Annotated in this window: 25 protein-coding genes; 8 read left to right on the top strand and 17 right to left on the bottom strand. The window is 45.5% G+C overall.

All coding sequences use genetic code 11. The features are described 5' to 3' along the window. Positions 1-66 precede the first annotated feature (66 nt). The gene (locus OCV68_RS11210) at positions 67-426 is read left to right on the top strand and encodes a helix-turn-helix domain-containing protein (RefSeq protein ID WP_262572700.1); all 360 of its coding nucleotides are present in this window, start codon (positions 67-69) and stop codon (positions 424-426) included. Positions 427-445: 19 nt separating this feature from the next. Continuing rightward, positions 446-955 carry a hypothetical protein gene (locus tag OCV68_RS11205; protein ID WP_262572698.1) on the top strand — a complete coding sequence of 170 codons (510 nt, stop codon included), beginning with the start codon at positions 446-448 and terminating at the stop codon, positions 953-955. A 549-nt stretch (positions 956-1,504) separates the two neighbouring features. On the opposite strand, the gene OCV68_RS11200 is transcribed toward OCV68_RS11205, so the two are convergent. Next, the gene (locus OCV68_RS11200; protein WP_262572695.1) at positions 1,505-1,714 is read right to left on the bottom strand and encodes a hypothetical protein; all 210 of its coding nucleotides are present in this window, start codon (positions 1,712-1,714) and stop codon (positions 1,505-1,507) included. 282 nt (positions 1,715-1,996) lie between these two features. Between OCV68_RS11200 and OCV68_RS11195 the strand changes: the two genes are divergently transcribed. From OCV68_RS11195 to OCV68_RS11175, 5 genes are all read left to right on the top strand, one after another. Continuing rightward, entirely contained in the window at positions 1,997-2,296 is a 300-nt protein-coding gene (locus tag OCV68_RS11195; RefSeq protein WP_262572693.1) for an MGMT family protein, read from the top strand. A gap of 13 nt (positions 2,297-2,309) precedes the next feature. Next, a complete protein-coding gene (locus OCV68_RS11190) occupies positions 2,310-2,843 on the top strand; it encodes a methylated-DNA--[protein]-cysteine S-methyltransferase (RefSeq protein ID WP_262572691.1) in 534 nt (177 codons plus the stop codon). 116 nt (positions 2,844-2,959) lie between these two features. Then, the gene (locus OCV68_RS11185) at positions 2,960-4,270 is read left to right on the top strand and encodes a phenylacetate--CoA ligase family protein (RefSeq protein ID WP_022476080.1); all 1,311 of its coding nucleotides are present in this window, start codon (positions 2,960-2,962) and stop codon (positions 4,268-4,270) included. A gap of 24 nt (positions 4,271-4,294) precedes the next feature. Next, complete coding sequence (locus OCV68_RS11180) at positions 4,295-4,711, top strand: amino acid-binding protein (protein WP_262572688.1); 417 nt, start codon at positions 4,295-4,297, stop codon at positions 4,709-4,711. Between the two features lie 154 nt (positions 4,712-4,865). After that, positions 4,866-6,440, top strand: coding sequence for a sodium:solute symporter family protein (locus tag OCV68_RS11175; protein ID WP_022476078.1), 1,575 nt, complete (start codon positions 4,866-4,868; stop codon positions 6,438-6,440). A gap of 59 nt (positions 6,441-6,499) precedes the next feature. Here OCV68_RS11175 and OCV68_RS11170 read toward each other — a convergent pair whose 3' ends face one another. Continuing rightward, complete coding sequence (locus OCV68_RS11170) at positions 6,500-6,772, bottom strand: pyridoxamine 5'-phosphate oxidase family protein (protein ID WP_262572685.1); 273 nt, start codon at positions 6,770-6,772, stop codon at positions 6,500-6,502. A gap of 209 nt (positions 6,773-6,981) precedes the next feature. Here OCV68_RS11170 and OCV68_RS11165 point away from each other — a divergent pair, with 209 nt between their 5' ends. Then, complete coding sequence (locus tag OCV68_RS11165) at positions 6,982-7,482, top strand: hypothetical protein (RefSeq protein ID WP_005930729.1); 501 nt, start codon at positions 6,982-6,984, stop codon at positions 7,480-7,482. A gap of 263 nt (positions 7,483-7,745) precedes the next feature. Here OCV68_RS11165 and guaA read toward each other — a convergent pair whose 3' ends face one another. From guaA to ruvB, 15 genes are all read right to left on the bottom strand, one after another. After that, positions 7,746-9,287: a glutamine-hydrolyzing GMP synthase gene (gene guaA / locus OCV68_RS11160; protein WP_262572680.1), complete on the bottom strand. Its 1,542-nt coding sequence runs from the start codon at positions 9,285-9,287 to the stop codon at positions 7,746-7,748. A 139-nt stretch (positions 9,288-9,426) separates the two neighbouring features. Beyond that, complete coding sequence (locus OCV68_RS11155) at positions 9,427-10,446, bottom strand: LacI family DNA-binding transcriptional regulator (RefSeq protein WP_262572678.1); 1,020 nt, start codon at positions 10,444-10,446, stop codon at positions 9,427-9,429. A gap of 575 nt (positions 10,447-11,021) precedes the next feature. Beyond that, complete coding sequence (locus OCV68_RS11150) at positions 11,022-12,920, bottom strand: coiled-coil domain-containing protein (protein ID WP_262572676.1); 1,899 nt, start codon at positions 12,918-12,920, stop codon at positions 11,022-11,024. Positions 12,921-13,141: 221 nt separating this feature from the next. Next, complete coding sequence (locus OCV68_RS11145; RefSeq protein ID WP_262572674.1) at positions 13,142-15,448, bottom strand: ATP-dependent Clp protease ATP-binding subunit; 2,307 nt, start codon at positions 15,446-15,448, stop codon at positions 13,142-13,144. A 38-nt stretch (positions 15,449-15,486) separates the two neighbouring features. Then, entirely contained in the window at positions 15,487-16,449 is a 963-nt protein-coding gene (locus tag OCV68_RS11140) for a CvpA family protein (protein ID WP_262572672.1), read from the bottom strand. 67 nt (positions 16,450-16,516) lie between these two features. Continuing rightward, the gene (locus OCV68_RS11135) at positions 16,517-17,704 is read right to left on the bottom strand and encodes a DUF5711 family protein (RefSeq protein WP_262572670.1); all 1,188 of its coding nucleotides are present in this window, start codon (positions 17,702-17,704) and stop codon (positions 16,517-16,519) included. A 13-nt stretch (positions 17,705-17,717) separates the two neighbouring features. Then, positions 17,718-18,461, bottom strand: a complete 744-nt coding sequence (truA, locus tag OCV68_RS11130) for a tRNA pseudouridine(38-40) synthase TruA (protein ID WP_262572668.1) — start codon at positions 18,459-18,461, stop codon at positions 17,718-17,720. Between the two features lie 7 nt (positions 18,462-18,468). Then, positions 18,469-19,278, bottom strand: a complete 810-nt coding sequence (locus OCV68_RS11125) for an energy-coupling factor transporter transmembrane component T family protein (protein ID WP_022476067.1) — start codon at positions 19,276-19,278, stop codon at positions 18,469-18,471. After that, positions 19,271-20,149 (bottom strand): energy-coupling factor transporter ATPase, encoded by an 879-nt coding sequence (locus OCV68_RS11120; RefSeq protein ID WP_262572666.1) that lies wholly within the window; start codon positions 20,147-20,149, stop codon positions 19,271-19,273. The genes OCV68_RS11125 and OCV68_RS11120 overlap by 8 nt, the downstream gene beginning before the upstream one ends. Before the next feature lie 59 nt (positions 20,150-20,208). Beyond that, positions 20,209-21,033 carry a hypothetical protein gene (locus tag OCV68_RS11115; protein WP_262572664.1) on the bottom strand — a complete coding sequence of 275 codons (825 nt, stop codon included), beginning with the start codon at positions 21,031-21,033 and terminating at the stop codon, positions 20,209-20,211. Positions 21,034-21,056: 23 nt separating this feature from the next. Further along, entirely contained in the window at positions 21,057-21,338 is a 282-nt protein-coding gene (locus OCV68_RS11110; RefSeq protein ID WP_022476064.1) for a hypothetical protein, read from the bottom strand. Between the two features lie 118 nt (positions 21,339-21,456). Next, positions 21,457-22,335: an energy-coupling factor transporter ATPase gene (locus OCV68_RS11105; RefSeq protein WP_262572662.1), complete on the bottom strand. Its 879-nt coding sequence runs from the start codon at positions 22,333-22,335 to the stop codon at positions 21,457-21,459. Positions 22,336-22,346: 11 nt separating this feature from the next. Continuing rightward, positions 22,347-23,243 carry a class I SAM-dependent methyltransferase gene (locus OCV68_RS11100; protein ID WP_262572660.1) on the bottom strand — a complete coding sequence of 299 codons (897 nt, stop codon included), beginning with the start codon at positions 23,241-23,243 and terminating at the stop codon, positions 22,347-22,349. 18 nt (positions 23,244-23,261) lie between these two features. Further along, on the bottom strand, positions 23,262-24,623 hold the full coding sequence (gene glmM / locus OCV68_RS11095; protein ID WP_262572658.1) for a phosphoglucosamine mutase: 1,362 nt from the start codon (positions 24,621-24,623) through the stop codon (positions 23,262-23,264). A 20-nt stretch (positions 24,624-24,643) separates the two neighbouring features. Continuing rightward, positions 24,644-25,663, bottom strand: coding sequence for a Holliday junction branch migration DNA helicase RuvB (gene ruvB / locus OCV68_RS11090; RefSeq protein ID WP_394803510.1), 1,020 nt, complete (start codon positions 25,661-25,663; stop codon positions 24,644-24,646). Positions 25,664-25,719: the final 56 nt, after the last annotated feature.

The following is a 25,719-nucleotide window of genomic DNA, read 5'->3' as shown; positions in this document are numbered from 1 at the left end:
CAAGACATATTTGTCCTTTTGTGTTATAATTTGGATAAATGCACAAAAAGGAGATGAAACATTTATATGTTATATCAAAGAATAAGAGATTTACGAGAAGATAACGACCTAAAACAAAGTCAATTATCTGAAAAATTAAATATCACACTAAAAACATACCAAAGATATGAAAGAGGAGAAACACCAATAACATTGGAAATTGCTGAACAGCTTGCAACAATATATAAAGTCTCGTTAGATTATATAGCAGGCAAAACAAACGATAAACGGGGTTTAACAAAATCAGAGCTATCAGCAGAGGAAACCGACATAATAAAAAAATACCGTTCTCTTTCCGAGAAGCGGCAAGGTAAAATTATTGGTCAAATAGATCGGTTGGCAGAAGAACAGGCGGCAGAAGCCGCAGAAAGACGAGATATAATATAAAACATTGGAGGAATACAAAATGAAAGAATACAGGTGTAAAAAATGCGGCTTAACATATAATACAAAAGGAAATCCCAAATGCCCGTATTGTGGAAAGAAAAGAGCGCCCCAAGGAATAATATTTGCTATAATAATTATCGTAGCCGCATTGGCAGGGTATTACATAATAACAAATAGCGGTATAATAAACAACAGAACCAAATATATAGATGGGTTAAAAATAGAAATCAAAGATATTACTATTGAAAGAAATCAAGTAACAGGAGACAAACTAAAGATTAGTCTTGATATAACAAATACAAGTATTGATAAAAACACACAACTTATTTCATTCAAAACATATGTTGATGATTATGAAGAAAAATCTGAAAGTTTAGTTGTTAGCGAACTGTTAAGCGGCAAAAAGACAAATGATGAAATCACTATGTACTTAGAAAATGAAGATTGGGAAAAAATAGAAATATATTACACAACAAATTATAACAATTATGAGTTGTTTTACACAATCACGCATAATGATATAAAATAACGAGCTATGATAATATAAGGCGCTATAACATCTTACGGGTCGTGCCAGCACTCCCCTTGATGTTTGGCACCTTACATTTGTGCGTGCCGAAAAATTTACAAACTCCTCCAAGATTTGCACAGGGCGGCGCAGGGGTACGGCATTTAAGAGGTCACCCCCCGAGGTAAGCCGCTTGTGTGCTGTCCTCTATGCTGTAAATGAAAGCCGAACAGGAGTGCGCCGCCATACGTGAGAGGGGGCGACCTCTGGGTTAATTATATGCGCCGCCCTGCGCAATTCTCGGAGCTTCTGTAAATTTTTCAGCAGGACAGAAAAAAGCCACTCGGCAGACTTCCGAATGGCTTAGATGATATATGTTGACTTTAGTAATAGCTTGTATGTAAATTTAACTTTTATTATGCGAAATTAGATATTTTTTATATCCCTTTCATATCATAACAAACAGTTCTATTTCCTTCCTTTCTATTTTTATTCATAACATTCATTATACCGCATTTATGGCGCAGTGTCAAGAAATTTGCCTGTACATTTCTGCACAGGCAATGAAATTTATTTCATATTTAAACAATCACACGCTTTATTTAATGCTGTATCATAATTGCAACGTGATGCAACAACGTTACCGTTTATTTTAAGCTTATAATATCTTATAGATGTATTGCACTGCTGAACACTTATTACATCTCCGTTAACCTCAGATATGAAACCACGTCCAAACGTACTTACTGAATTTTCTATAATCATTGCTTTTGTTATCATAATAAACTTCCTTTCATACTTGACAAATTCGGGTTTATGGATTATAATCATTGTGATGTGTGGGCGGTGGAAGTCACCCACATCATCTACGTTTGTTATCAGTCGGTGGATTTTAGAGGTTCAACCGACTGATTTTTTTATTTGCTTTCTTTCAGCCTTAAAAAACATTGACAGATTATCAGCCTGGCTGTTATAATATTGGTATCGGGCGGCGCTGTTGAGGGAATGAAGGATTATGCGCCCAAAAATAAGCGCTGATAACAAAATTTATGGAGAAAAATTATGTCAGGTGTACTGAATGATGAGCTGATATATGAAATACTGTCCGCAGTTGAGGAGATACCTGAGGGTAAAGTCGCTTCATACGGTCAGATAGCACGCCTTATCGGTCGAGAGAAAAATTCACGTCTTGTGGGCAAGGTGCTGAGCATGGCGGAATATTACGGAAAATATCCCTGCCACAGAGTCGTTAACAGCGCAGGCAGACTTGCTCCGGGTTTTGATGAGCAGCATTCATTGCTTGAAAACGAGGGCGTGGAATTTAAGGAAAACGGCTGTGTGGATATGAAAAAATACGGTTAGAACGGTGAATAACATGGAATATACATATCATTATAACTCCCCGCTTGGCGGCATTACGCTGGCAGGCTGTGAAGATGGTCTTACGGGGCTTTGGTTTGACGGACAGAAATATTTTGCAGCAACTCTTTCCAAACAGCATGAGGAAAAGCATATTCCTGTGTTTGACGAAGCGATAAGGTGGCTGGATATTTATTTTGGCGGCAAAGAGTCTGATTTTACCCCGCCGCTCAAATTATCGGGAACGCCTTTCCGCAGGGCAGTCTGGGATATCCTGCTGACTATCCCCTACGGTCATACCATGACATACGGTGAGATATCCGATATCATGGCAAAGCAAAAGTGTGTTTCCAAAATGTCGGCTCAGGCGGTGGGAGGCGCTGTGGGACATAATCCTGTTACGCTTATCGTGCCTTGCCACAGAGTAGTTGGCGCAGGCGGAAATCTTACGGGATATGCAGGCGGAACAGATAAAAAGCTCAGGCTTCTTAAGCTGGAGGGTGCAGATATCTCATCGCTGTATATCCCTGCTAAAGGAACTGCACTGTAAGATTTTTTGTTTTTTTTATAAAAAAGGTTGACTTTGCTTCTATTTTATGGTAAAATTAACGTGTTTTAGTTTTTTTATAAAAAATACTTAATTTGCTGAATTTAGGAGCTGATATAATGATCTGGGCAAAGGAAGAAACTCTTTCTCGTGAAGAGATCGAAGCTATACAGCTTGAAAAGCTGAAAAAGGTCGTTTCAACGGTATATGAAAAGGTTGCGCCTTACCGTGCAAAAATGGACGAAGCAGGCATCAAGCCTGAGGACGTTAAAAGCCTCAATGACCTGAAGCGTCTCCCATTCACAACCAAGCAGGATATGCGTGACAACTATCCTTTCGGTCTTTTTGCTGTGGATAAGAGCCAGCTTGCAAGAATACACGCATCATCGGGAACTACAGGCAAGCCAACTGTTGTAGGATATACTAAAAAGGATCTGGAAACGTGGGCTGAATGTGTTGCAAGGCTTGCGGTGGCAGGCGGTGCGGAGAGCAGCGATGTTTGTCAGATATGCTTCGGATACGGTATGTTCACAGGTGCGCTGGGCTTACATAACGGCCTTGAAAGAATAGGTGCCTGCATTATCCCCTCTTCCACAGGCAACACCGAAAAGCAGATAATGTACATGAAGGATTACGGTACAACTCTGCTGGTTGCAACACCTTCCTATGCTCTCCGTATCGGCGAGGTGGCTACTCAGATGGGTCTTAACCCCAAAACTGACCTGAAGCTCAAAACAGCTCTTGTTGGAAGCGAGCTGCTTACCGAAGCTATGAGAGATGAGATGCACAAGCTTTACGGCGATAATCTTACCATTACACAGAACTATGGCATGAGCGAGCTTATTGGCCCAGGTGTTTCGGGCGAATGTACCGAGCTTTGCGGAATGCACATCAATGAAGATCATTTCCTTGCCGAGATAATCGACCCCGAAACAGGCGAAGTTCTCCCCGCAGGCGAAAAGGGCGAGCTGGTCGTTACCTGCCTCTCCAAGGAAGCTCTGCCGCTTATCAGATACCGCACAAGAGATATTACCCGTCTTATGTACGAGCCTTGCAAGTGCGGAAGAACCACTGCAAGAATGGAAAATCTCAGCGGAAGAACAGATGATATGCTCAAGATCAGGGGCGTAAACGTATTTCCCAGCCAGATCGAAGAGGTCCTGCTCAAGACTGAGGAAATAGGTCCTCATTACGAGATAATCGTTGACAGAAAGAATCACTCGGATATTCTTACTATCAGAGTAGAACTTGCTCCCGATAAGATGACCGACGATTATGCAGAGCTTGAAAGGATACGCCTGAAGCTCAAGTCAGCTCTTCGTGTAATGCTTGGTCTTGACGCTGTTATCCAGCTGGAATCTCCCAACACTCTCAAGCGCTTTGAGGGCAAGGCAAAGCGTGTGACCGATAACAGAAAAGGTCAGAACTGATCTTATGAAAGGAATTGAGTGCAAATGAAACAGCTTACGGTTTTTATTGAAAACAGACTGGGCAGGCTTGAGGAAGTCACCGAAACACTGTCCGCAGCAAATATCAATATTATATGTATCAGCCTTTCTGACACAGGTGAGTACGGAATGCTCAGAATGATAGTTTCACAGCCTGCCGCAGCGGTGGATGCTCTGGCAGCATCAGGCTTCTCAGCAGTGCTTGGTGATGTTATAGCTGTTAAGCTCCCCCATCATTTCGGCGCACTGAAAGGGCTCAGTGGTCAGCTTTCCGAAAACGGCATAGATATCAAGTATATGTATGCGCTTACATCAGGCGAAAATGCTGCTATAGTTATCAAAACGTCTGACAATGACAAGGCAGAAGCTGTCCTGTCGGGTGAGCACGAGCTTTTAAGCGCTGTTGACGTTTATAATATGTGATCTGATCTATCATTATTTCGGGGATATTCCTCACAATATCCCCGAAAAATTATACCATATGCACTTTAATGATTTAAAGTCAAGCAAATTTAAAGTATGTATGATTTAAAGCTATTATGCAATAAAATAAAAGGAAAATGAAAGGATTGTTTTTATGGTTCTTTGGGGTACACTGATCGCTTACCTGGCGATAATGGTAGGCATAGGCATTTACTGCCGTAAAAAGACTTCCAACGTGGATGATTTTGTTCTTGGAGGAAGAAGCATCGGCCCTTGGTTCACAGCATTTGCATACGGAACTTCTTATTTCTCGGCGGTAGTTTTTGTTGGCTATGCGGGACAGTTCGGCTGGGAATACGGTCTGGCATCCACATGGATAGGTCTGGGAAATGCGTTCATCGGCTCACTTCTTGCGTGGTTCCTGCTTGGAAAGCGCACAAGAATAATGTCTAAATATTTGCAGACATCTACCATGCCCGAGTTCTTTGAAAAGCGATATCTGTCAAAGCCGCTGAAGCTTTCCTCGGCGATAATCATTTTTATTTTCCTTATCCCCTACACAGCTTCCGTTTATAACGGTCTGTCACGTCTTTTTGAAACAGCTTTCCATATACCCTATTCCGCCTGTATCGTGGCGATGGCGCTGTTCACCGCAATATACGTAATTCTCGGTGGATATCATGCTACTGCACTTAATGATTTCGTTCAGGGAATCATCATGCTCATAGGCATTGCATCTGTAGTCGTATGCGTTCTGGCTCACAAGGGCGGACTTACAGAAGCTGTCAGCTCCCTTTCACAGATACCCGACAACAGCGGAAACACAGGTACATACACTTCCCTTTTCGGCCCTGACCCCATTAACCTTTTCGGAGTAGTAATTCTTACCTCTCTCGGAACATGGGGACTTCCTCAGATGGTACAGAAGTTCTACGCTATCAAGGACGATGCTGCAATTAAGCGTGGAAGCATTATCTCCACCATTTTTGCCATTGTCGTAGCAGGCGGCTCATATTTTCTCGGCGGCTTCGGACGCATTTATTCCACCACCGACCCTGCGGATACCACCAAGAATTTCGTAAGCACCTCTGCCGCAGGTAAACTCCAGTATGACACTATTATTCCCGCAATGATGACAGAGGCTCTTCCCGAGCTGCTGTTTGGAATACTTATCGTGCTGGTGCTTTCCGCATCTATGTCAACTCTTTCATCTCTGGTGCTTACATCAAGCTCCACTATGACCATTGATATGATAAAGCCTTACAAAAAGGATATGACCGACAAGCAGCAGATACTTGTGATAAGAGTATTCATCGTTTTGTTCCTTGCACTTTCCGTAATTCTTGCCATGAACAAGAACGCATACATTTCCACGCTGATGTCAATTTCATGGGGTGCGCTGGCAGGTGCGTTCCTTGCGCCTTTCCTTTGGGGACTTTTCTCTAAGAAGATATCCCGCACAGCAGTTGGCGTGTGCTTCGTATGGGGCGTTGGTGTGACAGTGCTGCATACAGTTATGTTCAGCATGGGCTGGTTCCCCGGACTTGTTGAGAGTGTAAAGGCAATGGGCTGGAAGCTGAACATTATGTCTCCCCTTAACTGCGGTTCATTTACAATGCTTTCATCGCTTATCATCTGCCCTCTGATAAGTAAATTTACCATGAAAAAGGACGGCAGCGACCTTGCGGCAGGTGAAAGCGCATTCAAGTGCTATGCAGAGAAAAATTGATATTTACAAACTCTAATATATAAGAAAAAGCAGCTCGAAAGGGCTGCTTTTTTATGCTGTTATGATTCGTTTACTAATTTTCCCGTGATATGTTCTGGAATAAGCTTCAGACAAAGCACATTCGGCCCTGAGAATTTCAGCTCATGCTTGATATAGCTCTCATCATCAGTGAATTTATAACACAGTTTTCTGCATATTTTCTTAGCAAGGTCAGGGTCGGTCACAGGACGGATCCTGCCGAAAACAATAACGCTTCTGATATTAAGCGCCCATTCCCATTCTTTCCTGAATCCGCTGTCATATACGCAGAATGATGTCTTGTCGCATTTCATTATTGAATCTATTCAGCATATTGTTGATCTCATCAATAATCGTCCCCGTAAACGCCTTGGTTTTCGTACTCCCCTCGAAGTGCTTTATAAATTTTTTCGTTGATTTTGTTGCACTTGACTTGACAATCTATCTTTTGATATGGTATAATGCCTTTAACAGCAGATTGAATATGTCTGCTCGACAAATCGGAATTTGAGGAGGTATTCATATGAAGAGAGCATTGCTTTTTATTTTCATGACGGTTTGTGTATTAGGAATGTCCGCCTGTAGCAGCAAAGACGCCATGCCAGAAACATCAGATTCTGCCAGCAATCCGGTTCAGAATACAGATATCAGTAATCTGAATGGAGGAAAAATCTGGTCTGAACAAGATATTGTGTCTATGTTCTCTCTTGTGCAAGAAACAGATTGGGAATACATAGACTGTGTTTTAATTCCAGATCATGCCAGTGACCGTGTTGGTGCAGTACTCTTCCGGAACGATAAGGAGCAATCAAGCAATGTTGCGTTCTTTGATGCAGACGGATACTTTCAACAGTATGGCACATATGCAAGAATGTCTGACGAACCTGATTTTCAGTATCTCGGAGGTGGTGCGGTAACATTTAAGCTGGAAACAGAAGATGGTATAATCTATAACTACACGATCACAATCTCGATCGATGGCAGTAATGTGAATTTTAAAGCGGAAGATGATTTGCCAAAATAAATTCCAATTTATCGAGCAGTTCAAAATCACAGCACTCACAACGGGTACTGTGATTTTTTTCGGTTGTGATTTTTGAAATGTGTCTCACGTTATGACATAATACGACGGCACAACCGCTTAATTGCCAGAAATCATAAAAATTGTCGCTGTCAAGGTTGTCTTCGACATTCATTTTAACCTTGACAGCGACATTTTTTATGATATAATGACAGAGCGGCTATGACATCTTTCGACATTTACACAGTTAAAGAATCGGACTCTAATTACTCCCACTCAATAGTTGCGGGGGGCTTTGTGGTAACATCATACACAACTCTGTTGATGCTCTTTACTTCGTTTACGATCCTTGCAGCGGCAGTCTCAAGAACCTCGTAAGGGATCTTAGCAAAGTCAGCAGTCATAAAGTCGGTAGTGGTAACAGCTCTCAGCGCAAGAGTGTAGTCGTATGTTCTACCGTCACCCATAACGCCTACGGAGCGCATATTGGTGAGCACTGCAAAATACTGATTTATGCTCTTGTCAAGACCTGCCTTGGCAATCTCCTCACGGAAGATAAAGTCAGCGTCCTGGAGAATAGAAAGCTTTTCATCAGTTATCTCGCCGATGATTCTGATAGCAAGACCGGGGCCGGGGAAGGGCTGACGGTCAACGAGAACATCGGAAAGACCAAGCTCACGGCCAAGAGCACGAACCTCGTCCTTGAAAAGAAGTCTGAGAGGCTCGATGATCTCCTTGAAATCAACATAATCAGGCAGTCCGCCTACGTTGTGGTGAGACTTGATAACGGCAGCATCGCCTGCGCCGCTTTCGATGATATCAGGATATATTGTGCCCTGAACGAGGAAATCCACCTTGCCGATCTTCTTTGCCTCAGCCTCGAATACTCGGATAAACTCCTCACCAATAAGCTTTCTCTTGGTCTCTGGGTCTGATACACCGTTCAGCTTTGCCATGAAGCGATCCTTGGCATTAACTCTTACAAAATTGATGCCCCAGCCTGCGAAAGCAGCCTCTACCTCGTCACCCTCATTCTTTCTCATAAAGCCGTGGTCAACGAAAATGCAGGTGAGCTTGTCCCCTACAGCCTTTGCAAGAAGAGCTGCTGCAACGGAGCTGTCAACGCCGCCTGAAAGTGCCAGAAGCACCTTGCCGTCGCCAACCTTTTCACGGATATCCTTTATAGCGGTCTGAGCATAGTTGCCCATGGTCCAGTCGCCTGTGCAGCCGCATACATTTTTAAGGAAGCTGTCAATCATCTTTACACCGTACTGAGTGTGGTTAACTTCGGGGTGGAACTGAACGGCATAAAGCTTCTTTTCCTTGTTTTCCATAGCGGCAACGGGACAGTTCTCAGTGTGAGCAACTGCTCTGAAGCCTGCGGGAAGCTCAGAAACATAGTCGGTATGGCTCATCCATGAAACAGCCTTTTCGGGCATACCGTCAACGCCGCCGAAAAGTACGCAGGACTTGTCATATTCAGTCTCGGTCTTGCCGTATTCAGAGGTTATGCAGGTAGATACCTTTCCGCCGAGAACGTGCGCCATGAGTTGGCAGCCGTAGCAGATACCGAGAACGGGAATGCCAAGGTCAAAGATCTCCTTTCCGATAGTGGGAGAGCTTTCAAGATAAACGCTGTTGGGACCGCCTGTGAAGATGATACCTACAGGATTCATCGCTTTGATCTGTTCGAGGGGAGTTTTATAGGATTTGACTTCGCAGTACACGCCGCACTCACGCACACGTCTGGCGATAAGCTGATTGTACTGACCGCCGAAGTCGAGAACAATTACCATCTGATGGGACATTGGCAATACCTCATTTCACAAATAATAGAAAATAGTTATCTATAATAATTATCTCATATATTTAACTTTTCTGCAAGCATCATTTTTATTAAAAAAGTTAACTTTTATCGCATAATACTATTTAATTTTACCAAATTGGTTATCTTATGCTGTCGGATATAAGGGAGCGCACCGAGTTTTTATAGATTATCCTGCCGCCCACAGGCATTCTGCCGATATTATAGGACGGATTTTCGATTTTTTTCAGGATAGTATCTACTGCCAGCGAGGACATCTGCTCCGTGTTTACTTCGATAGTGGTTATCTTAGGCTCGGACATATCCGAATACATTGAGTTATCAAAGCCAGTTACCGAAATATCCTGCGGCACACGATAGCCCTCACGGTTGAGCTGCTTTATAAGCTCATATGCCGTGCCGTCGCAGTTGCACACAAACGCCGTTGGCATATCCACAGGCAGACGGATCGGGACCATCAGTCCGTCATCACCACGGTCATCAAGGACGTAATTTGAGCTTACGTGTATCCCGTGCTCCATAAGCGACTTCACATAACCTAAGTATCTGTCCTGAATGGAGCTGGTAGCTTTTACCGAGCCAACAAAAGCAAGCTTTCTGTGGCCTATGTTTATAAGATAGTTGGTAATATCGTAAGAAGCATAAAAGCTGTCGCTTATGATGCAGTCGATATCCTTTCTGTCGTCATAGAAATCCAGAAATACCACAGGAAAATTCTTTGAGGTTATCAGCTCGATATATGCCTTTGACATCTGACCCAGAATTATTGCTCCGTCTGTTCTGCCTGGGGTCAACAGCTCGGGATATATGAGATTTTCCTCGTCGGAAGATGATATGGTATGAAAAAATGCGTATCGTCCCCTGCTCTGGAGCAGGGATGATATGTGCTTATAATATTTTAGATAAAAGGAGTCAGCGTCAATGAACCTTGTGGAAGCAAGCACGCAGATATTTCCCGTAAGCTCGCCCTGAACAGATTTACGGCGTGGGTTATATACATAGTTCAGTTCCTCGGCTGTGCGGCAGACCTTTGCACGCATAGCCTCGCTGACGCCGCTTTTTCCGCTTAGCGCTTTGGAGACCGCAACAACGCTTATCCCCAGCCTGTCGGCTATATCCTGCATCTTGACTTCCTTTTGCATTGCTGCCCCTCCTTTATAAGCTATGTATCAATTATACTATAATTCGTCCGAAAAATCAACCGTACAAATAAAAATCGCTCAGATATACACCTCAGGGAAACGGTGCATATCTGAGCCTATGTTCTAAGTTATTTATGTTAATGTTTGTCAGAGCTTATCAGCAGTTGCCGCCGAAGCAAGACTTGATGAAGTCCATGAAGCAGTTGATGTTTCCAAAGTTAAAACTGCACATTCTTGATTATCTCCTTTCATTTATTTCCGACGGGTCAGCGCTCTACCCTTTCGGATTGATTTAATTATAACATGAAAACGGAGTTTATTCAAGCTGTAAATGCAGGCAGAAAGCTATACAGAATATGGCAGTGAAAATATAAGAACCCGTCTTCACAAGCATATGCGCACGTCTTTTCGGCAAATTTTGCCGCAGACTGCGTTAAAAATCCTTGCCGGGCGAAAGCCCGCCTGCGGATTTTTGCCTACTCTGCAACAAAATTATGCTCGAAAATCCGCACACATTTCTTATGAAGACAGGTTCTAAAAATGCGGCAGCCTTTTCAAGACTGCCGCAAATATTATTATACTCTTACAATAGATGGCTTGAGAACTCTGCCGTTTTTCAGGTTCTTGTAGCCGTAAAGAACAACTTCCTTGATAGGACCTTCAACAGTTGCCTTCTTCTTGTCAAAGAATGCAGCCTTGCGCTCTTCTCTGGTCATTATCTTGGTGTGCTGATCCTCATCAAATGCGTCACCGGGCTTGGTGTCAAGCAGTGCGTACAGAGGTGAAGGATAGCTGCTGTTGTGGAAATCCAGGAAGTAAGCGAATATCTCGTTGAGAGTTCCTACATCGGAGAAATCCTCTGCATTTATCTTCTGCTGAGTGTATTCCCAAAGAGCCTGGATATGACCCCACTGAGCGCCGCTGGAGAGGAAGCTTCTTACATTAAGATCCTCATTGAATACGTCCTTGAGGCCTTCCTTGGTAGCGGGAGTAAGGTTCTGGTACTTTTCAAATACCTGTGTAAGGTCGCCGAAAGTGAGGTTGTATGCGTCGATATCCTTTTTAAGCTCATTGACTTCGTTGGTCTTCTGAGTGATCTCTGCATTGCATTCAAGAATGCGGTTGGAAAGATCCTCGGCGTGATTCTTGAGGGACTCTGCATACTTGCCTATCTCATCGATCTGAGTATTCTTTGTATTGATAGCTTCGCTGTACTGCTCTGTTTTAGCTGCAAGCTCGCTGTTCTGGGAGCTGAGAGCTGTTATCTGCTCATTGAGGGAGCTGATGGTGTTATCTCTCTCGGCAAGAATATTTCTTGCGTTCTCCACTTCCTCAGCATATGCGTTTGCGGTTTCTGCATACTCGTTTATCTTCTGGCGGAGAATGAGCATACCCTGGAGCTGAGTGTTCATAGAAGTGATAGTGCTGTCCTTCTGAGTGATGGATTCATGTGCTTCTGCAAGCTTGGCTTCAGTATCCTTAAGCTTTGCAGCACTTGCTTCGATCTCGGATTTGTATGTATCAACTTCGCCGCTGAGCTTTTCGTACTTGCTCTTTTCGGCAGCCAGATCAGCTGTGAGAGCAGCTACCTTAGCATTAAGCTCTGCATTTTTTGCATCGGCATTGCTGTTAAGCTCAGCAATGGTCTTATCCTTGCTGCTGATCTCTGCTTTTGCCTTTTCGATATCAGCGGTAAAGTCTGTGATCTTGGCTTCAAGCTCGGATATCTTCTTTTCAAGCTCTGCGTTTTTGTTTTCAATTTCTGCCTTTGCGGATGCGGCATTCTTTTCAGCCTCAGCCAGCTGTGCGGCAGCCTCTTCATTTTCCTTTTTAAGGCGCTCGATCTCTGCGCTGTCATTCTGAGCCTTCTGCTTGTCAGCTTCGTTCTGAGCCTTGACAGTTTCAAACTCAGATGTAACGGCAGCAAGCTTTTCATTAAGTCTGCCGATCTCGGAATCCTTCTCGGAGCCTGTGGATTCGAGCTGTTTTCTCATATCATCGGCAGCGGAGCTGCTTGCTGTAAGCTGAGCCTTGAGATAATTTTCGGAAGCGGTAAGCTCTGCAATGCGTTTGTCCTTTTCGCCTGCTTCATTCCTGAGAGAATCAACTTCATTGGTAAGTCTTGCGATCCTGTCGGATGCGATTTTAGCGCTGTCACTTTCGGAAGAGGTGAGCTTGGCGATATTTTCGGTAAGCTCTGCGATGCGCTTATCTTTATTTTCAGATTCAAGCTTAACGGCAGCCGATGTACCTGACAAATCATTAAATTCAGAAAGCAGACTGCTGTACTTTTCTTCTGCTTCCTTGGAGGACTTTGCAAGCTTTTCCTCCAGCTCTTTTACAAGATTTTCGTAGCGTTCGATTTCCGCTGCCACACCGTCATCACTTAAAAGCTTTAAAAATTGGCTCTTAATGTTGTCATCTCTGAGACTATCCAGCAGCATTTTCTGAAACTCTGCAAAATCCATCTGCACACAACCACCGTTCTGTATATTTATTTTATTACCAGGATAAATTACAATAATTTTCCTGATCCCACTTGATAATCATAACATATTTTCACTATTTTGTCAAATCCATTTTTGTAGAAAATGTGCAGATATTTTTGTAATATAATACATACTGTGAATAAAGTATAGCGATATAGCTATAAAAATTGCTCCCGAACATATGCACGGAAGCAATTTTGATTTGGTTATTCAGATGACGATACCTCGATACCGTCCTTCTTTGCGGATATCCTTATAGTCTTTACAGGCTTGCTTGCGCTTTCGACGATAATATCAGCTATCTTATCCTCGATCTCGGAGCGGATAACGCTTCTGATATCTCTTGCACCAAACTTCTTGCCGTATGCCTTTTCGGCAATGGCAGCCGGAACACGCTTGTCATATTTAAGCTCAATGCCCTTTTCTGACAGAGGATCCTTCATTTCGGTAAGCATAAGACCTGCTATTTCAGCGTAGCTTTCCTTTGAGAGAGGATCAAACACGACTATCTCGTCAACACGGCCCAGAAATTCGGGGCGCAGGAACTCGGACAGAGCCTTCATTGCCTTTTCACGGGAAATATCGCCCTCTGTCTTGTTAAAGCCCAGACCTGTTGTCTTGTCAGAGCTGCCTGCATTGGAGGTCATGCAGATTATGGTGTTCTCAAAGTTTATAGATCTGCCCTGAGCGTCCTTTACATGACCCTCGTCCAAAATCTGGAGCAGCAGGTTCATGATATCGGGGTGAGCCTTCTCGATCTCATCAAAAAGGATAACGGAATAAGGGTGCCTGCGAACCTTTTCGGTAAGCTCGCCTGCATCGTCATAGCCCACATATCCCGGAGGTGAACCGATAAGGCTGGAAACGGAGAATTTTTCCATATACTCGGTCATATCAAGGCGGATAAGCGTGTCAGTTCCGTTGAACAGTTCATCGTTGATAACCTTTACAAGCTCGGTCTTTCCTACACCTGTGGGGCCAACAAAAATGAATGAAGCGGGACGTCTGCGCTTTGTGAGCTGAACTCTTGAACGCTTTATAGCTTCGCATACAAGGTCAACGGCCTTATCCTGACCGATTATGCGCTTTTTCATCTCACTGTTAAGTGCGGCAAGCTTTTTGAACTCGGTCTCTTCAATCTTGTTTGCTGGGATACCTGTCCAAAGCTCAATTACCTTTGCAAGGTCGGAATCCTCAACATTGATATTTTCAATTTTCTTGTCCAGATCGTCAAGCTCGTTCTTCTCACGGATAAGGAGAGATTTCTTTTCGGCAAGCGCCTCAAAATCAGGCTCGTCGCCGTCCTCTATAGTCTTTATCTCTTTTTCCAGGTCAGATACCTTTTTCTTCATATCATGCTCGTTGGAAAGCTCAATGCTTCTGATGCTGCGGTTTGCGCAGGCCTCGTCCAGCAGGTCGATAGCCTTGTCGGGAAGATATCTGTCGTTGATGTACCTTTCGGATAAAACAGCACACATTCTGAGCAGCTCATCGCTGATCTTCACTCTGTGGTGCTCTTCATAATAGCCCTTTATGCCCTTGAGCACTTCAACTGTGTCCTCAATGGTAGGCTCGTTAACAGTTACAGGCTGGAAACGTCTTTCAAGTGCGCTGTCCTTTTCAATGTACTTTCTGTACTCTTTAAAGGTAGTAGCGCCTATTACCTGCAGCTCGCCACGGCTGAGAGCAGGCTTCAGGATATTGGCTGTGTTCATGGTCGAGCCTTCGCTGTCCCCTGCGCCAACGATATTGTGTATCTCGTCGATAAAGAGGATAATGTTGCCTTCTGTCTTTATCTCGTTGATAAGGCCTTTTATTCTGCCCTCAAACTGACCTCTGAACTGAGTTCCCGCAACGAGAGCAGTCAGGTCAAGGAGAAATACTTCCTTGTTGGTCAGCTGGAAAGGTACCTCCCCTGCTGCTATCTTCTGAGCAAGACCCTCTGCAATGGCAGTTTTGCCGACGCCGGGTTCACCGATAAGGCAGGGATTGTTTTTCTGCCTGCGGCAGAGTATCTGAATGGTGCGGGCGATCTCTTTGTCTCTTCCGATTATCCTGTCAAGCTTGCCTTCCTTTGCACGGGCGGTAAGGTCGGTGCAGAAAGAGTTAAGGAACTTTCTTTTCTTGTCCTTGCTTCCCTTGCCGTCGCCTTTGCCCACGCTGTCGGGAATATCGGCATCAGCGCCCTGACCGGGAGCCTCCTCGGCGGTCATGTTCTGCTCGTCCGTGGGCTTTGCCGCATTGAACAGTGCATTGAAAAAGTTGGGCAAGGAGTTTGTTCCGCCCATCTTGAACATATCGGAATCAATATTATCTGAAAGATCAGTCATAGCGTCAGCGTATTCTTCCAGCTGATCGTCTGTTATACCCATCTGATCCATATATTCTTTTATCTGCGGGATGTTCATTTTTCTTGCGCATACAAGGCATAAGCCCTCGCTATGCTTTTCGCCGCCCTGCATGGACTGAATGAACACCACAGCCTCACGTTTTTTACATCTGCTGCAACGCATTACTGCAATTCCATCCTTTCTGTACGAATAAACGCACATTAAATTTTAAGCTCTGTCATCAGATCATATATCCTGCCGAAAACGAGAGTATGGGAGAAAATATCTTCATTCATATACTCTGTTCCGCCTGTCCATCGCACGGCGAGGACAATAAGCATACAGCACGCCGCAATAACGGCAGCACCTGCCGCTGCGCCTGCCACCGCTCCCAATATGGAGTCGCAGGCCTTTATAGGCTGTAATTTCCTTACAACAAGCACCGCTCTTACAATGAGATGAAGCACCAGACTGCACAGTGCAAACACCACAGCCCATATTATCATTCCCAGAAAGCGTATGCAGGCAGGTCTTACAACGATCTGCTCCAGATAATCCGCAATGCCATTATATTCCGCATTTTCGGATCTTATACCCCAAAGTTCGGTGAATATCGCTTCCACAGCGTTTTCATCGGACAGCATATCCCTTACGTAAGCCTTATCGACCTTTATCCCGAGAGGCATTCGGCTGTTAAGCTCATCGGCTATAACATCGCCGTACTTTTCGGTTATAGCTTTTATTTTATCACTAATTTGCGGATTAGTCAATAGTGTTCGCAGGTCTATGCCCAAATAATTATACAATTTGGGGATACTTTCGGAAATAAGCTTTCCTCCGTCATCAATGATATCCCCTGCAAACTGCTTCATAAACTCATTGTCGCCGAAGCTTTCTTCTATTATCTCGTCTGCCAGCTCATTTGCCTTGTCACGTATCTCATCCTGTGCTTTGGTCTTAACGTCCTGCACAACCGTGTCGATGCGCTGCTGCACTTTGTCATGCAGATATCTGTCATACACATAGGTCGTTACCGACTGCGATGACAGAACAGACGCTATTGCAAAAGCGATAACAAAGCAAACACAGTTCAGAATTGTCCTGAGCACTCCCCTTTTATACCCCAGCCCTATACATACTATCATTATAAGCAGCAGGGCGATATCGTAAATATAAGCACTCATTAAAATTTATCATTCACGCATTTGATTTGCGTGGGTTCTCCTCTCCTGTGAGATTTTTGGCATTGCATCAGTCGGAATAATCTATCCTGTTTATAGTGTCGTAACCCATAAGGTAAATATATTTTCCGTTCCTGCACAAGTCATCATAAGTGTCCTCGAGGGCTATGCTGCCTGTGTTGAGACCGTTTGCTGTGTAAACATCTATTCCGTCTCCGCTTAAAATATATGCGCTGGAGCCGTCAACAAATACCTTTTCGGCATCATCGTCAAGAACAGTTGTTATGGGCGACGTGCAGTTGGAGCCGCTGAAGGTTATGAGAGCTGTGCGCCTCAGGTCGGAATTTATGGTAAGCACGCCCGTTATCTCGCCGTTTGAGTCATAGTCCTCGATGGTGTAGTCGTAGGAATATTGAGAAACTATATTTCCTTCGGAGTCAAAGCCTGCGGACATGGTGTCGCCTATCATGATTATGCCGCCGTCGGAAGTGAACCTTGTATCCAGCGCAAGAGCTGGAATGCCGTCGCTGACCCACTTGGGGTCTGTGTCGGAAAAATCAAAGCGTATCATTTTTGAAACTAGCTGGCCGTTTTCTGCCGTGAGAACTGTTACGATGCAGCCTGCGCTGTTGTTGGTAAAGGTAACATTGATAATACGGCTGTCATAGCTGTAGTATGTGAAAATAGGCTCGCCGTTTGCGTTGTAAATTTTCAGCATTGCCAGAAATTTATCCGACTTTGTTACCACAGCCGCATAGTCTGAGCTTGAAAGCTTTGCGATATAGATAATATCATCGGCAGTTTTTTCATAAATTGTCTTGTACTTGCTTTCAAGGCTGAAATCACGTCCGCCTTCGTCATAGATGAGAGCCTTGCTGCCTGATACGCACAGCAGAGGATTTGCATAGGTGTGCTGCCTTTCGTTCATCACCTTTCCGTCACTGCTGTAGATATGGAACTGTGAGTCATCTAGCACGGCAATGCAGTTGTCGATGCTCATAAGCTGGTAGCCCAGACCGCCCTCGACCTTTATGGGGAATTTTCCCTCTGCAAGCTCTGCGGAGGAGGCTTCGGGCTGAACTGTCTCGGGGATAGTGGTCAGCACGCCGTTAAGGTACGGGTACCACATATCCTTGGTGAATACCGCCACAAGTGCAGCACCGCAGATAAGCAGCACAATGAATATTTTAATGATGAGATTTCTTGTTTTCTTAGCCTGACGCTTTTTTCTCAGCTCCGAAATATCGGTGACTGCCATATTCCCTCTCCTTTCAGTAAAAGACCTTGTTAAGATATAAGCCGTATGGTTTTGCGGTGAAGCCCGCCAGATTGCGGTCACGGCTTGCGATTATCCTGTCGATATCATCAGGCTTGAGTCTGCCCTCATTCACGTAGATAAGTGTGCCTACGATTATGCGCACCATATTGTAAAGAAAACCGTCTCCTCTTACGGTCACGGTAACGATTTCGCACTCACGTGATACATCGCATTTTGTCACCGTTCTTACGGAATTTTCCTTTATGCCCAGCGCTCCGCAGAAGCACAGAAAATCATGTGTGCCTACTATTCTCTCGGCAGCGGCGTTCATGATGTCTGTGTCCATAGGATAGGGATAATGAAAAGCCAGATCGTATAAAAATGGGTCACGTACTTTTCTGTTCAGTATCTTATAGATATATTCCTTGCCCGTGCAGGAATAGCGTGCATGAAAATCAGCGGGAGCTTCCTCACAGTCCAGCACGGAAATATCATCGGGAAGCAGGCTGTTCATTCCACGGATAATGTTTTCGCACGGGATAGAATGTTCTGTATTAAATGAGAAATAGTATTCATTCGCATGAACTCCCGTGTCTGTTCTGGAGCAGCCGTTTACCGATACAGGAGCAGCCGTGAGACGGGATAAAACGCCTTCTACCACATTCTGCACCGCAACGGAATTTTCCTGCCGCTGAAAACCGTGGTATGCTGTGCCTCTGTAGGCTATCTTTACTTTGATATTGCGTTTGTCAGCCATAAGCACCTCACAGAATGACCCTGCCCATATTTATGAGAAGCACTCCGCCGAGGAAAAGCATGGTCACAGACAGAGCCGCATAATCCTTTCCGCCCGATACCAGTGTTTTGAGCTTTGTTCTGCCCTCACCGCCGTTATAGCAGCGGCATTCCATAGCAAGAGCAAGCTCCTCCGCACGCCTGAATGACGATACAAAAAGCGGGATAAGTATAGGCACAAGAGCCTTTGCCCTCTGGATAACTGTTCCGCTGTCCATATCCGCTCCCCTTGCTTTCTGGGCGGAGATTATTTTGTCAGTCTCCTCAATAAGTGTGGGGATAAACCGCAGAGCTATTGTCATCATCATAGCAAGCTCATGGGTGGGAAATTTCAGCTTTGAAAGAGGCTTCAGTATCTGCTCGATAGCGTCTGTCAGCACAATGGGAGACGTGGTATAGGTGAGCAGTGAGGAGCCGCAGATAAGGGCTATGAGCCTTATTATCATGTATCCCGATGTGATAAGTCCGTTATCGGTTATCCTTATGCCGAATATCTTGAATACGGTAACGCCGTCAATAAAGAAGATATTCAGCACTGAGGTGAATATGATGATTGGGATAATAGGCTTCATGCTCTTTACAATAAGTTTGAGTGAGAGCTTTGAAGCTGCGAATGCAATAACAAAGAACAGCAGAGATAAAAACAGACCTGCAAAATTATCCGCCGTGAATATCATTACGATAAAGAGAGCGGTTATCAGTATCTTGAAGCGGGCATCAAGCTTGTGCACAAAGGAGTTACCGGGAAAATACTGACCGATGGTAATGTCTTTAAGCATTGCCCTCACCTGCCTTTCCCTTTGCCGCAAGGTATTCGTTTATAGTTTTCATGGCAAATTCAATGGTGTAAACGTCGCCCCTTATGTCGATCCCTCTGCTTCTGAGCATAGAGAAGACCTTCGTGATCTGGGGCACAGAAAGACCGATGGCTGCGATTTCGTCAGCCCGTGCAAATACCGCAGGGGGCGTGTCATAGCAGAATACTTCGCCCTTGTTCATAACAAGTATCTTCTGAGCAAATCTTGCCACGTCCTCCATGCTGTGGGAAACAAGCAGCACCGTGGAGCCTGTTTCCTCGTGATAATGCTTTATCTGACCCAGTATCATCTCACGGCCTCTCGGGTCAAGACCTGCCGTTGGCTCGTCCAGAATGAGCACCTTGGGTCGCATTGCCATAACGCCTGCAATGGCAACTCTTCTCTTCTGGCCGCCGGAAAGCTCAAAAGGAGACTTGTTCAGCAGGCTGTCATCAATGCCAACCAGCTTCGCAGTCTCTCTTACACGCTTGTCAATCTCGCCCTCGTCAAGCCCCATATTTGTAGGGCCGAAAGCGATATCCTTATAAACAGTTTCTTCAAATATCTGGTATTCGGGATACTGAAAAACCAGACCTACCTTAAAACGAACATCACGGAGCTTGATATCCTTGTCATGAATGTCAGCTCCGTCAATGAATATTTTTCCCGAAGTGGGCTTTATCAGACCGTTAAGGTGCTGGATAAGGGTAGATTTACCCGAGCCTGTGTGGCCGATGATGCCCACAAGCTCTCCTTCTTCGATTTCGATATTAACATCTTTCACCGCAGTCTTTTCAAAGGGCGTCCCCTGACTGTAGGTGTAAGTGAGATTTTCGGTTCTAATTACAGACATCTGTTATCCTCCAGGCGGATACATTTCCTTGCGGATAATGTTCCTGATAAATTGGTCGGTTATGCGCCGACAGAGAGCTTTTTGCTAATCCGTGCAGCATTCACGATGCTGACCACGGGAAGAAGTGAAAGAAATATATAAAGTGCAGCCTTTTTCTTTGTTATGCTGCCGTTTTCAACCAGCTTTTTCACCTGCGCCGACATGAAAACAGCCGACATCACCTGAAATACTATAAGTGCTGTTCCGCTGACACCTGCCGCAAGTACCATGGGCAGAGACGACATTATGGTGTGAAAGCCCACGATCAACACCCACATTGGGAACAGAACAGCCATTACGATAAAGCCTATGCCGAATGTAAGGCAGCCGATAAGTATTGTGGCAGCAATAAGTTTAAGACTGCTTACAGCCGCAAAGCTGAATGCGCTCACCGCCGCTATGGCAGCAAAAACAGAAAATGCAGCGGTACATACAGCGCCGAGGGCCGTTGATGTTTTTGACCACACAGACAGGCAGTGTATATCATCGTCAGGTGAGCCGAACATCTGCTGCTCCTTTGTTTTGCCGTTGTGAAGGGCAAGTCTTACGCAACCGATAACGGAGAGAACAGCGGGCAGTATGGAAAGGATACACATTCCCGCAAATGCAAGGATATCCTTGAACTTGCTCTCCCAGAAATATCCGTACTCGTCTATGGAGTCAAATATATCTATTTCGCTTTTCCATCTGAATGAGCAAATACAAAGAATAATTGTCAGGAGCATAGGCACTGCCAGATATATAACTCCAGTGCCCTCTGCCTGCCTGTTTATTTTTCCCGCACAGTCCATACAGAAAAATATTACCAGCGCTATGGTAACAATTAAAATTACTGCAAATCCCATAATTTTTCCCCCTTGCTCCTGTCTCAGTTATTGCGAAGTGATCTTATGCAGATGATGCAAAGTGCTATAAGAGCGATGATGTTTATTGCGGGGACAAGCATAAGGATAAGGAATATCACGCATTTAAGAAGCGAGAAAACACCTTTTCCCAGAAGCTTTATAAGCATTCCCAGTCCGCACAGAACGCAGATTATAGCCGCAATGCAGAAGAACAGCAGTACCCCTACGCCCGAAAGCATTGAAACTATTGTAACACCTGCAACTATAAGCAGGATAATACCTGTAAGAAGTGAAAGCAATACCATAAATCATTCCTCATTTCGATCAAATTTTGTCTGATGATCTCACTCATCGGTACAAATATAACATACTACTCTTAAATAACAGCAGTAACATTGATTAAAATGAGATTAAAACTTTCATTTATCTGTTTGCTGAAAGCAATGAATACAGGTAATCTGCGCACTCTTCCTCGTTGATGATGTGAGTATCGGCACCCTCAAAACCGCTGTGATCCATCAGGTACATGAGTTGCGTCACCTGTGGAACGTCAAGTCCCACCTCTCTCAGCATATCCACATGAGAGAACACCTCGGAGGGCGTATCGTCAAGTATTATCTTGCCCTTGTCCATTACAACGACTCTTTCTGCCTGAGCAGCCTCGTCCATATAATGGGTTATGAGTATGATGGTTATACCGTTTTCACGGTTGAGCCTGCGAATGGTCTTCATGACCTCTCGTCTGCCCGCAGGGTCAAGCATTGCTGTAGGCTCGTCCAGAACGATGCAGTCGGGGCGCATTGCGATTATTCCCGCAATGGCAACACGCTGCTTCTGACCGCCGGAAAGCTGTGACGGCGAATGCTCACGGTATTCGTACATTCCCACGGCTTTAAGAGCCTCATCTACACGGACTCTCATTTCAGCGGGAGGAACGCCCATATTTTCAAGAGCAAACGCCACGTCCTCCTCGACAACGGAAGCAACTATCTGATTGTCGGGGTTCTGGAAAACCATTCCGATGTGCTTTCTTATATCAAAAAGCCTGCTTTCGTCCGATGTGTCAAAGCCTGCCGCATACATTTTTCCGCCGCAGGGCAGAAGAATAGCGTTCATATGCTTTGCAAGGGTGGATTTTCCGCAGCCGTTGTGCCCCAGAATGACCGTAAAGCTTCCCTTTTTTATTTTAAGGTCAAGTCCGTCAAAAACGAGTATCTTATTTACCTGTGCCTGAGGCTCGTCATCGTCCGCAGGCTCGGAATAATAAAACGTTAGGTTTTCGGCAGAAATTATATCTTCCATAAAATATCCTTTCAAATATTTTCAGCTGTGAACATTGCGGTGGAGCCGCATGGCAGCGCATAGCTTCCCGTTTCCACAGGGAGACCTATCTCATCGGCGCTGACTTTGCCATTGTATCTGCTGCCCACGGTTTCACCGATAATGTAAGCCATTACCGAGGGAGAAAGCCCCGTAGTGTAGCTGTTGAGCAGGAAGAACAGCGGGTCATCGCTGAGAACGCCCACGCACAGATCCACCAGATTGTAAACGCAGTCCTCCAGCTTCCAGACCTCCTGATTGGGGCCTCTGCCATAGGAGGGAGGGTCCATTATAACAGCGTCATAGCGCCTGCCACGCTTTATTTCACGGGCAACGAATTTTTCGCAGTCATCAACTATCCAGCGTATGGGACGGTCGGAAAGTGCTGATGAAGCGGCGTTGTCCCTTGCCCACTGCACCATTCCCTTTGATGCGTCCACATGGCAGACGGAAGCGCCGGCAGCAGCGCAGGCAAGAGTAGCTCCGCCTGTGTATGCAAAGAGGTTGAGCACATTAACTTCCCTGCCTGACGCTATCCTTTCGGATATCATCTTTGCCATAAAGTCCCAGTTGACAGCCTGCTCGGGGAAAAGTCCCGTATGCTTGAAGCCTGTGGGGCGGATATTAAATGTGAGCTTCTGACCTGTGATAAGGTCATAGCCTATCTGCCATGACTCTGGCAGCCTGCGGGTGAACGACCACTGACCGCCGCCCTTTTCGGAGCGGTGATAATGACCGTCAGCCTTATCCCAGACAGGTGTTTTCTTTGCGGTCTTCCATATGACCTGAGGGTCGGGGCGCACAAGCGAGACCTTTCCCCAGTATTCCAGCTTTTCAGAGCAGGTACAGTCAACAAGGCGGTAATCATGCCATCTGTCGGCGCATCTCAATTCCAATTCCTCCCATGGTCATATTTCGGGGCAGCATCTGCGGATAACATCGGCTATCTCTACTGCCATTTCATTTATTGTTTCAAAGAGCTTTCCCTCTATCATAACTCTGATAAGCGGCTCTGTTCCGCTTTCGCGGACAAGTATCCTGCCGCTGCCGTCCAGCTCTTTCTCTTTATTTTCGATAATTTCCTCTATCTCGGGAATGTTTTTCCATGCTTCCTTCCATCTGGGGGATATCTTCACGTTTATCATTACCTGAGGATATCTCTCCATAAGCTCCGCAAGCTCGGAAAGTTTTTTGCCGCTGCGCTTCATGACCGAAAGCAGCTGTATCGCCGTAAGCTGACCGTCGCCAGTGGAGGCAAAGTCACGGAAAATAATGTGGCCCGACTGCTCGCCGCCAAGGGAATATCCCCCTGCAAGCATCTGTTCCAGTATGTATCTGTCGCCCACTTTGGTGGTTATCATCTTTATGCCGTTTTCCTTGGCAAAGAAGCTGAAGCCAATGTTTGTCATAACAGTGACCACGGCAGCATTGTCAGGCAGTCTGCCACGCTCGCTCATATCCTTTGCAAAAATGGCAATGAGCTTGTCGCCGTCAACAACAGTACCGTTCTCATCAACAGCAAGGCACCTGTCCGCATCGCCGTCAAACGCAATGCCCAGATCACAGCTGTTTGCCTTTACAAAGTTTGAAAGCTGCTCCAGATGAGTAGAGCCGCAGCTGTCGTTGATGTTTGTGCCGTCAGGCTCGCAGCTCAGCAGATATACCTTTGCGCCAAGCCCTGTAAACAGCTTTTCGGCAGTTGCGGAGGCAGAGCCGTTTGCGCAATCGACTGCTATCCTCATTCCCTCAAAGCTCTTTTCGCCTGTGGCAAGAATGTGGCGGATATAGCTTGTCACCGCTTCTCTGTCAACAGTGAGCCTGCCCACATTGCTGCCGCTTCTGAGCGACTGTGTGAGCTTTTCGGGAGTATCGAGCACCAGTGCTTCTATTTCTTCCTCAATATCGTCGGAGAGCTTGAAGCCTGTGCCCGAGAAAAGCTTTATCCCGTTAAATTCCATGCTGTTGTGCGAAGCGGATATCATCACTCCCCCATCGGCACGCATGGCTTTTACAAGGAACGCCACTGCGGGAGTAGGAACAACTCCCAGACTTATAACGTCCGCTCCCACTGAGAGGATACCTGCCGTAAGCGCAGCTTCCATAATGTCGGAGGAAATGCGTGTGTCCTTTCCGATAAGTATCCTTGCCCTGTGGCCTGCCTTTTTGCAGAGCACCGATGCCGCCGCTCTGCCTATCTGCATGGCAGTCTCACAGGTAAGCTCGGTCACGGCAACACCTCTGGCACCGTCGGTGCCGAATAATCTGCCCATTAAAGTATGATCTCTCCTCTTTATTCAAACATAGAAATCTGACCGCTTTTTTCAGCGGGAATATTGTAGCCCATATGCCTGTATGCAAGGGCTGTTGCGCATCTTCCTCGTGGTGTTCTTGAAATAAAGCCCAGCTGCATAAGATATGGTTCGCAGACATCTTCCAGCGTAACTGCCTCTTCACCTATAGCCGAGGCAAGGGTCTCAAGTCCCGCAGGGCCTCCGCTGTATCCCTTTATGAGCATATTTAGAAATCTCTTGTCAAGATTATCAAGTCCCAGTGAATCTATTTCCATACGGTCAAGGGCGATGGCAGCGATTTCGCCGTTTATCTTTCCGCCGCCGATCACTTCCGCAAAGTCACGGACACGCTTTAGCAGTCGGTTTGCGATACGTGGCGTTCCTCTGGAGCGCTTTGCTATCTCAAGAGCGCCGTCCTTATCACAGGCAATGCCGAGAATTACGGCAGAGCGCATTACGATATCGGTGAGCTGCTCATGGGAGTAAAGCTCCAGACGCTGGATTATACCAAATCTGTCTCTGAGAGGTGATGTGAGCTGACCTGCTCTTGTGGTAGCGCCCACAAGGGTGAACTTGTGCAGATCTACCCTAAGCGAACGTGCCGAGGGGCCTTTACCGATGATGATATCAAGGGCAAAATCCTCCATTGCAGGGTAAAGTACTTCTTCAATGGAGCGGGAAAGGCGGTGTATCTCATCAATGAAAAGCACATCGCCCTCACCGAGATTTGTGAGCAGTGCCGCCAGATCGCCCGGCTTTTCAATGGCAGGGCCTGAGGTTATGCGGATATTTACGCCCATTTCGTGGGCGATTATGGCAGAAAGTGTGGTTTTTCCAAGACCCGGAGGGCCGTAGAGAAGCACATGGTCAAGAGGCTCGTTTCTCTGCTTTGCAGCCTTGATATATACCGCAAGATTTTCCTTTACCTTTTCCTGACCTATATATTCGTTAAGAGTTTTGGGCCTCAGAGAATAATCAACGTCGTCCTCGTCGGAAGGCATCGCCTCTGGAGAGACCATTCGCTCTTCAAAATCAATATCGCTTTGTTCCAGCAAGTTTCAATCATTCCTTTCGG

This window comes from Huintestinicola butyrica (assembly GCF_025567215.1).
Classification (GTDB): Bacteria; Bacillota; Clostridia; order Oscillospirales; family Ruminococcaceae; genus Huintestinicola; species Huintestinicola butyrica.
The sequence above is the reverse complement of the archived record's forward strand: the minus strand, read 5'-3'. Positions and strand labels throughout refer to the sequence as shown.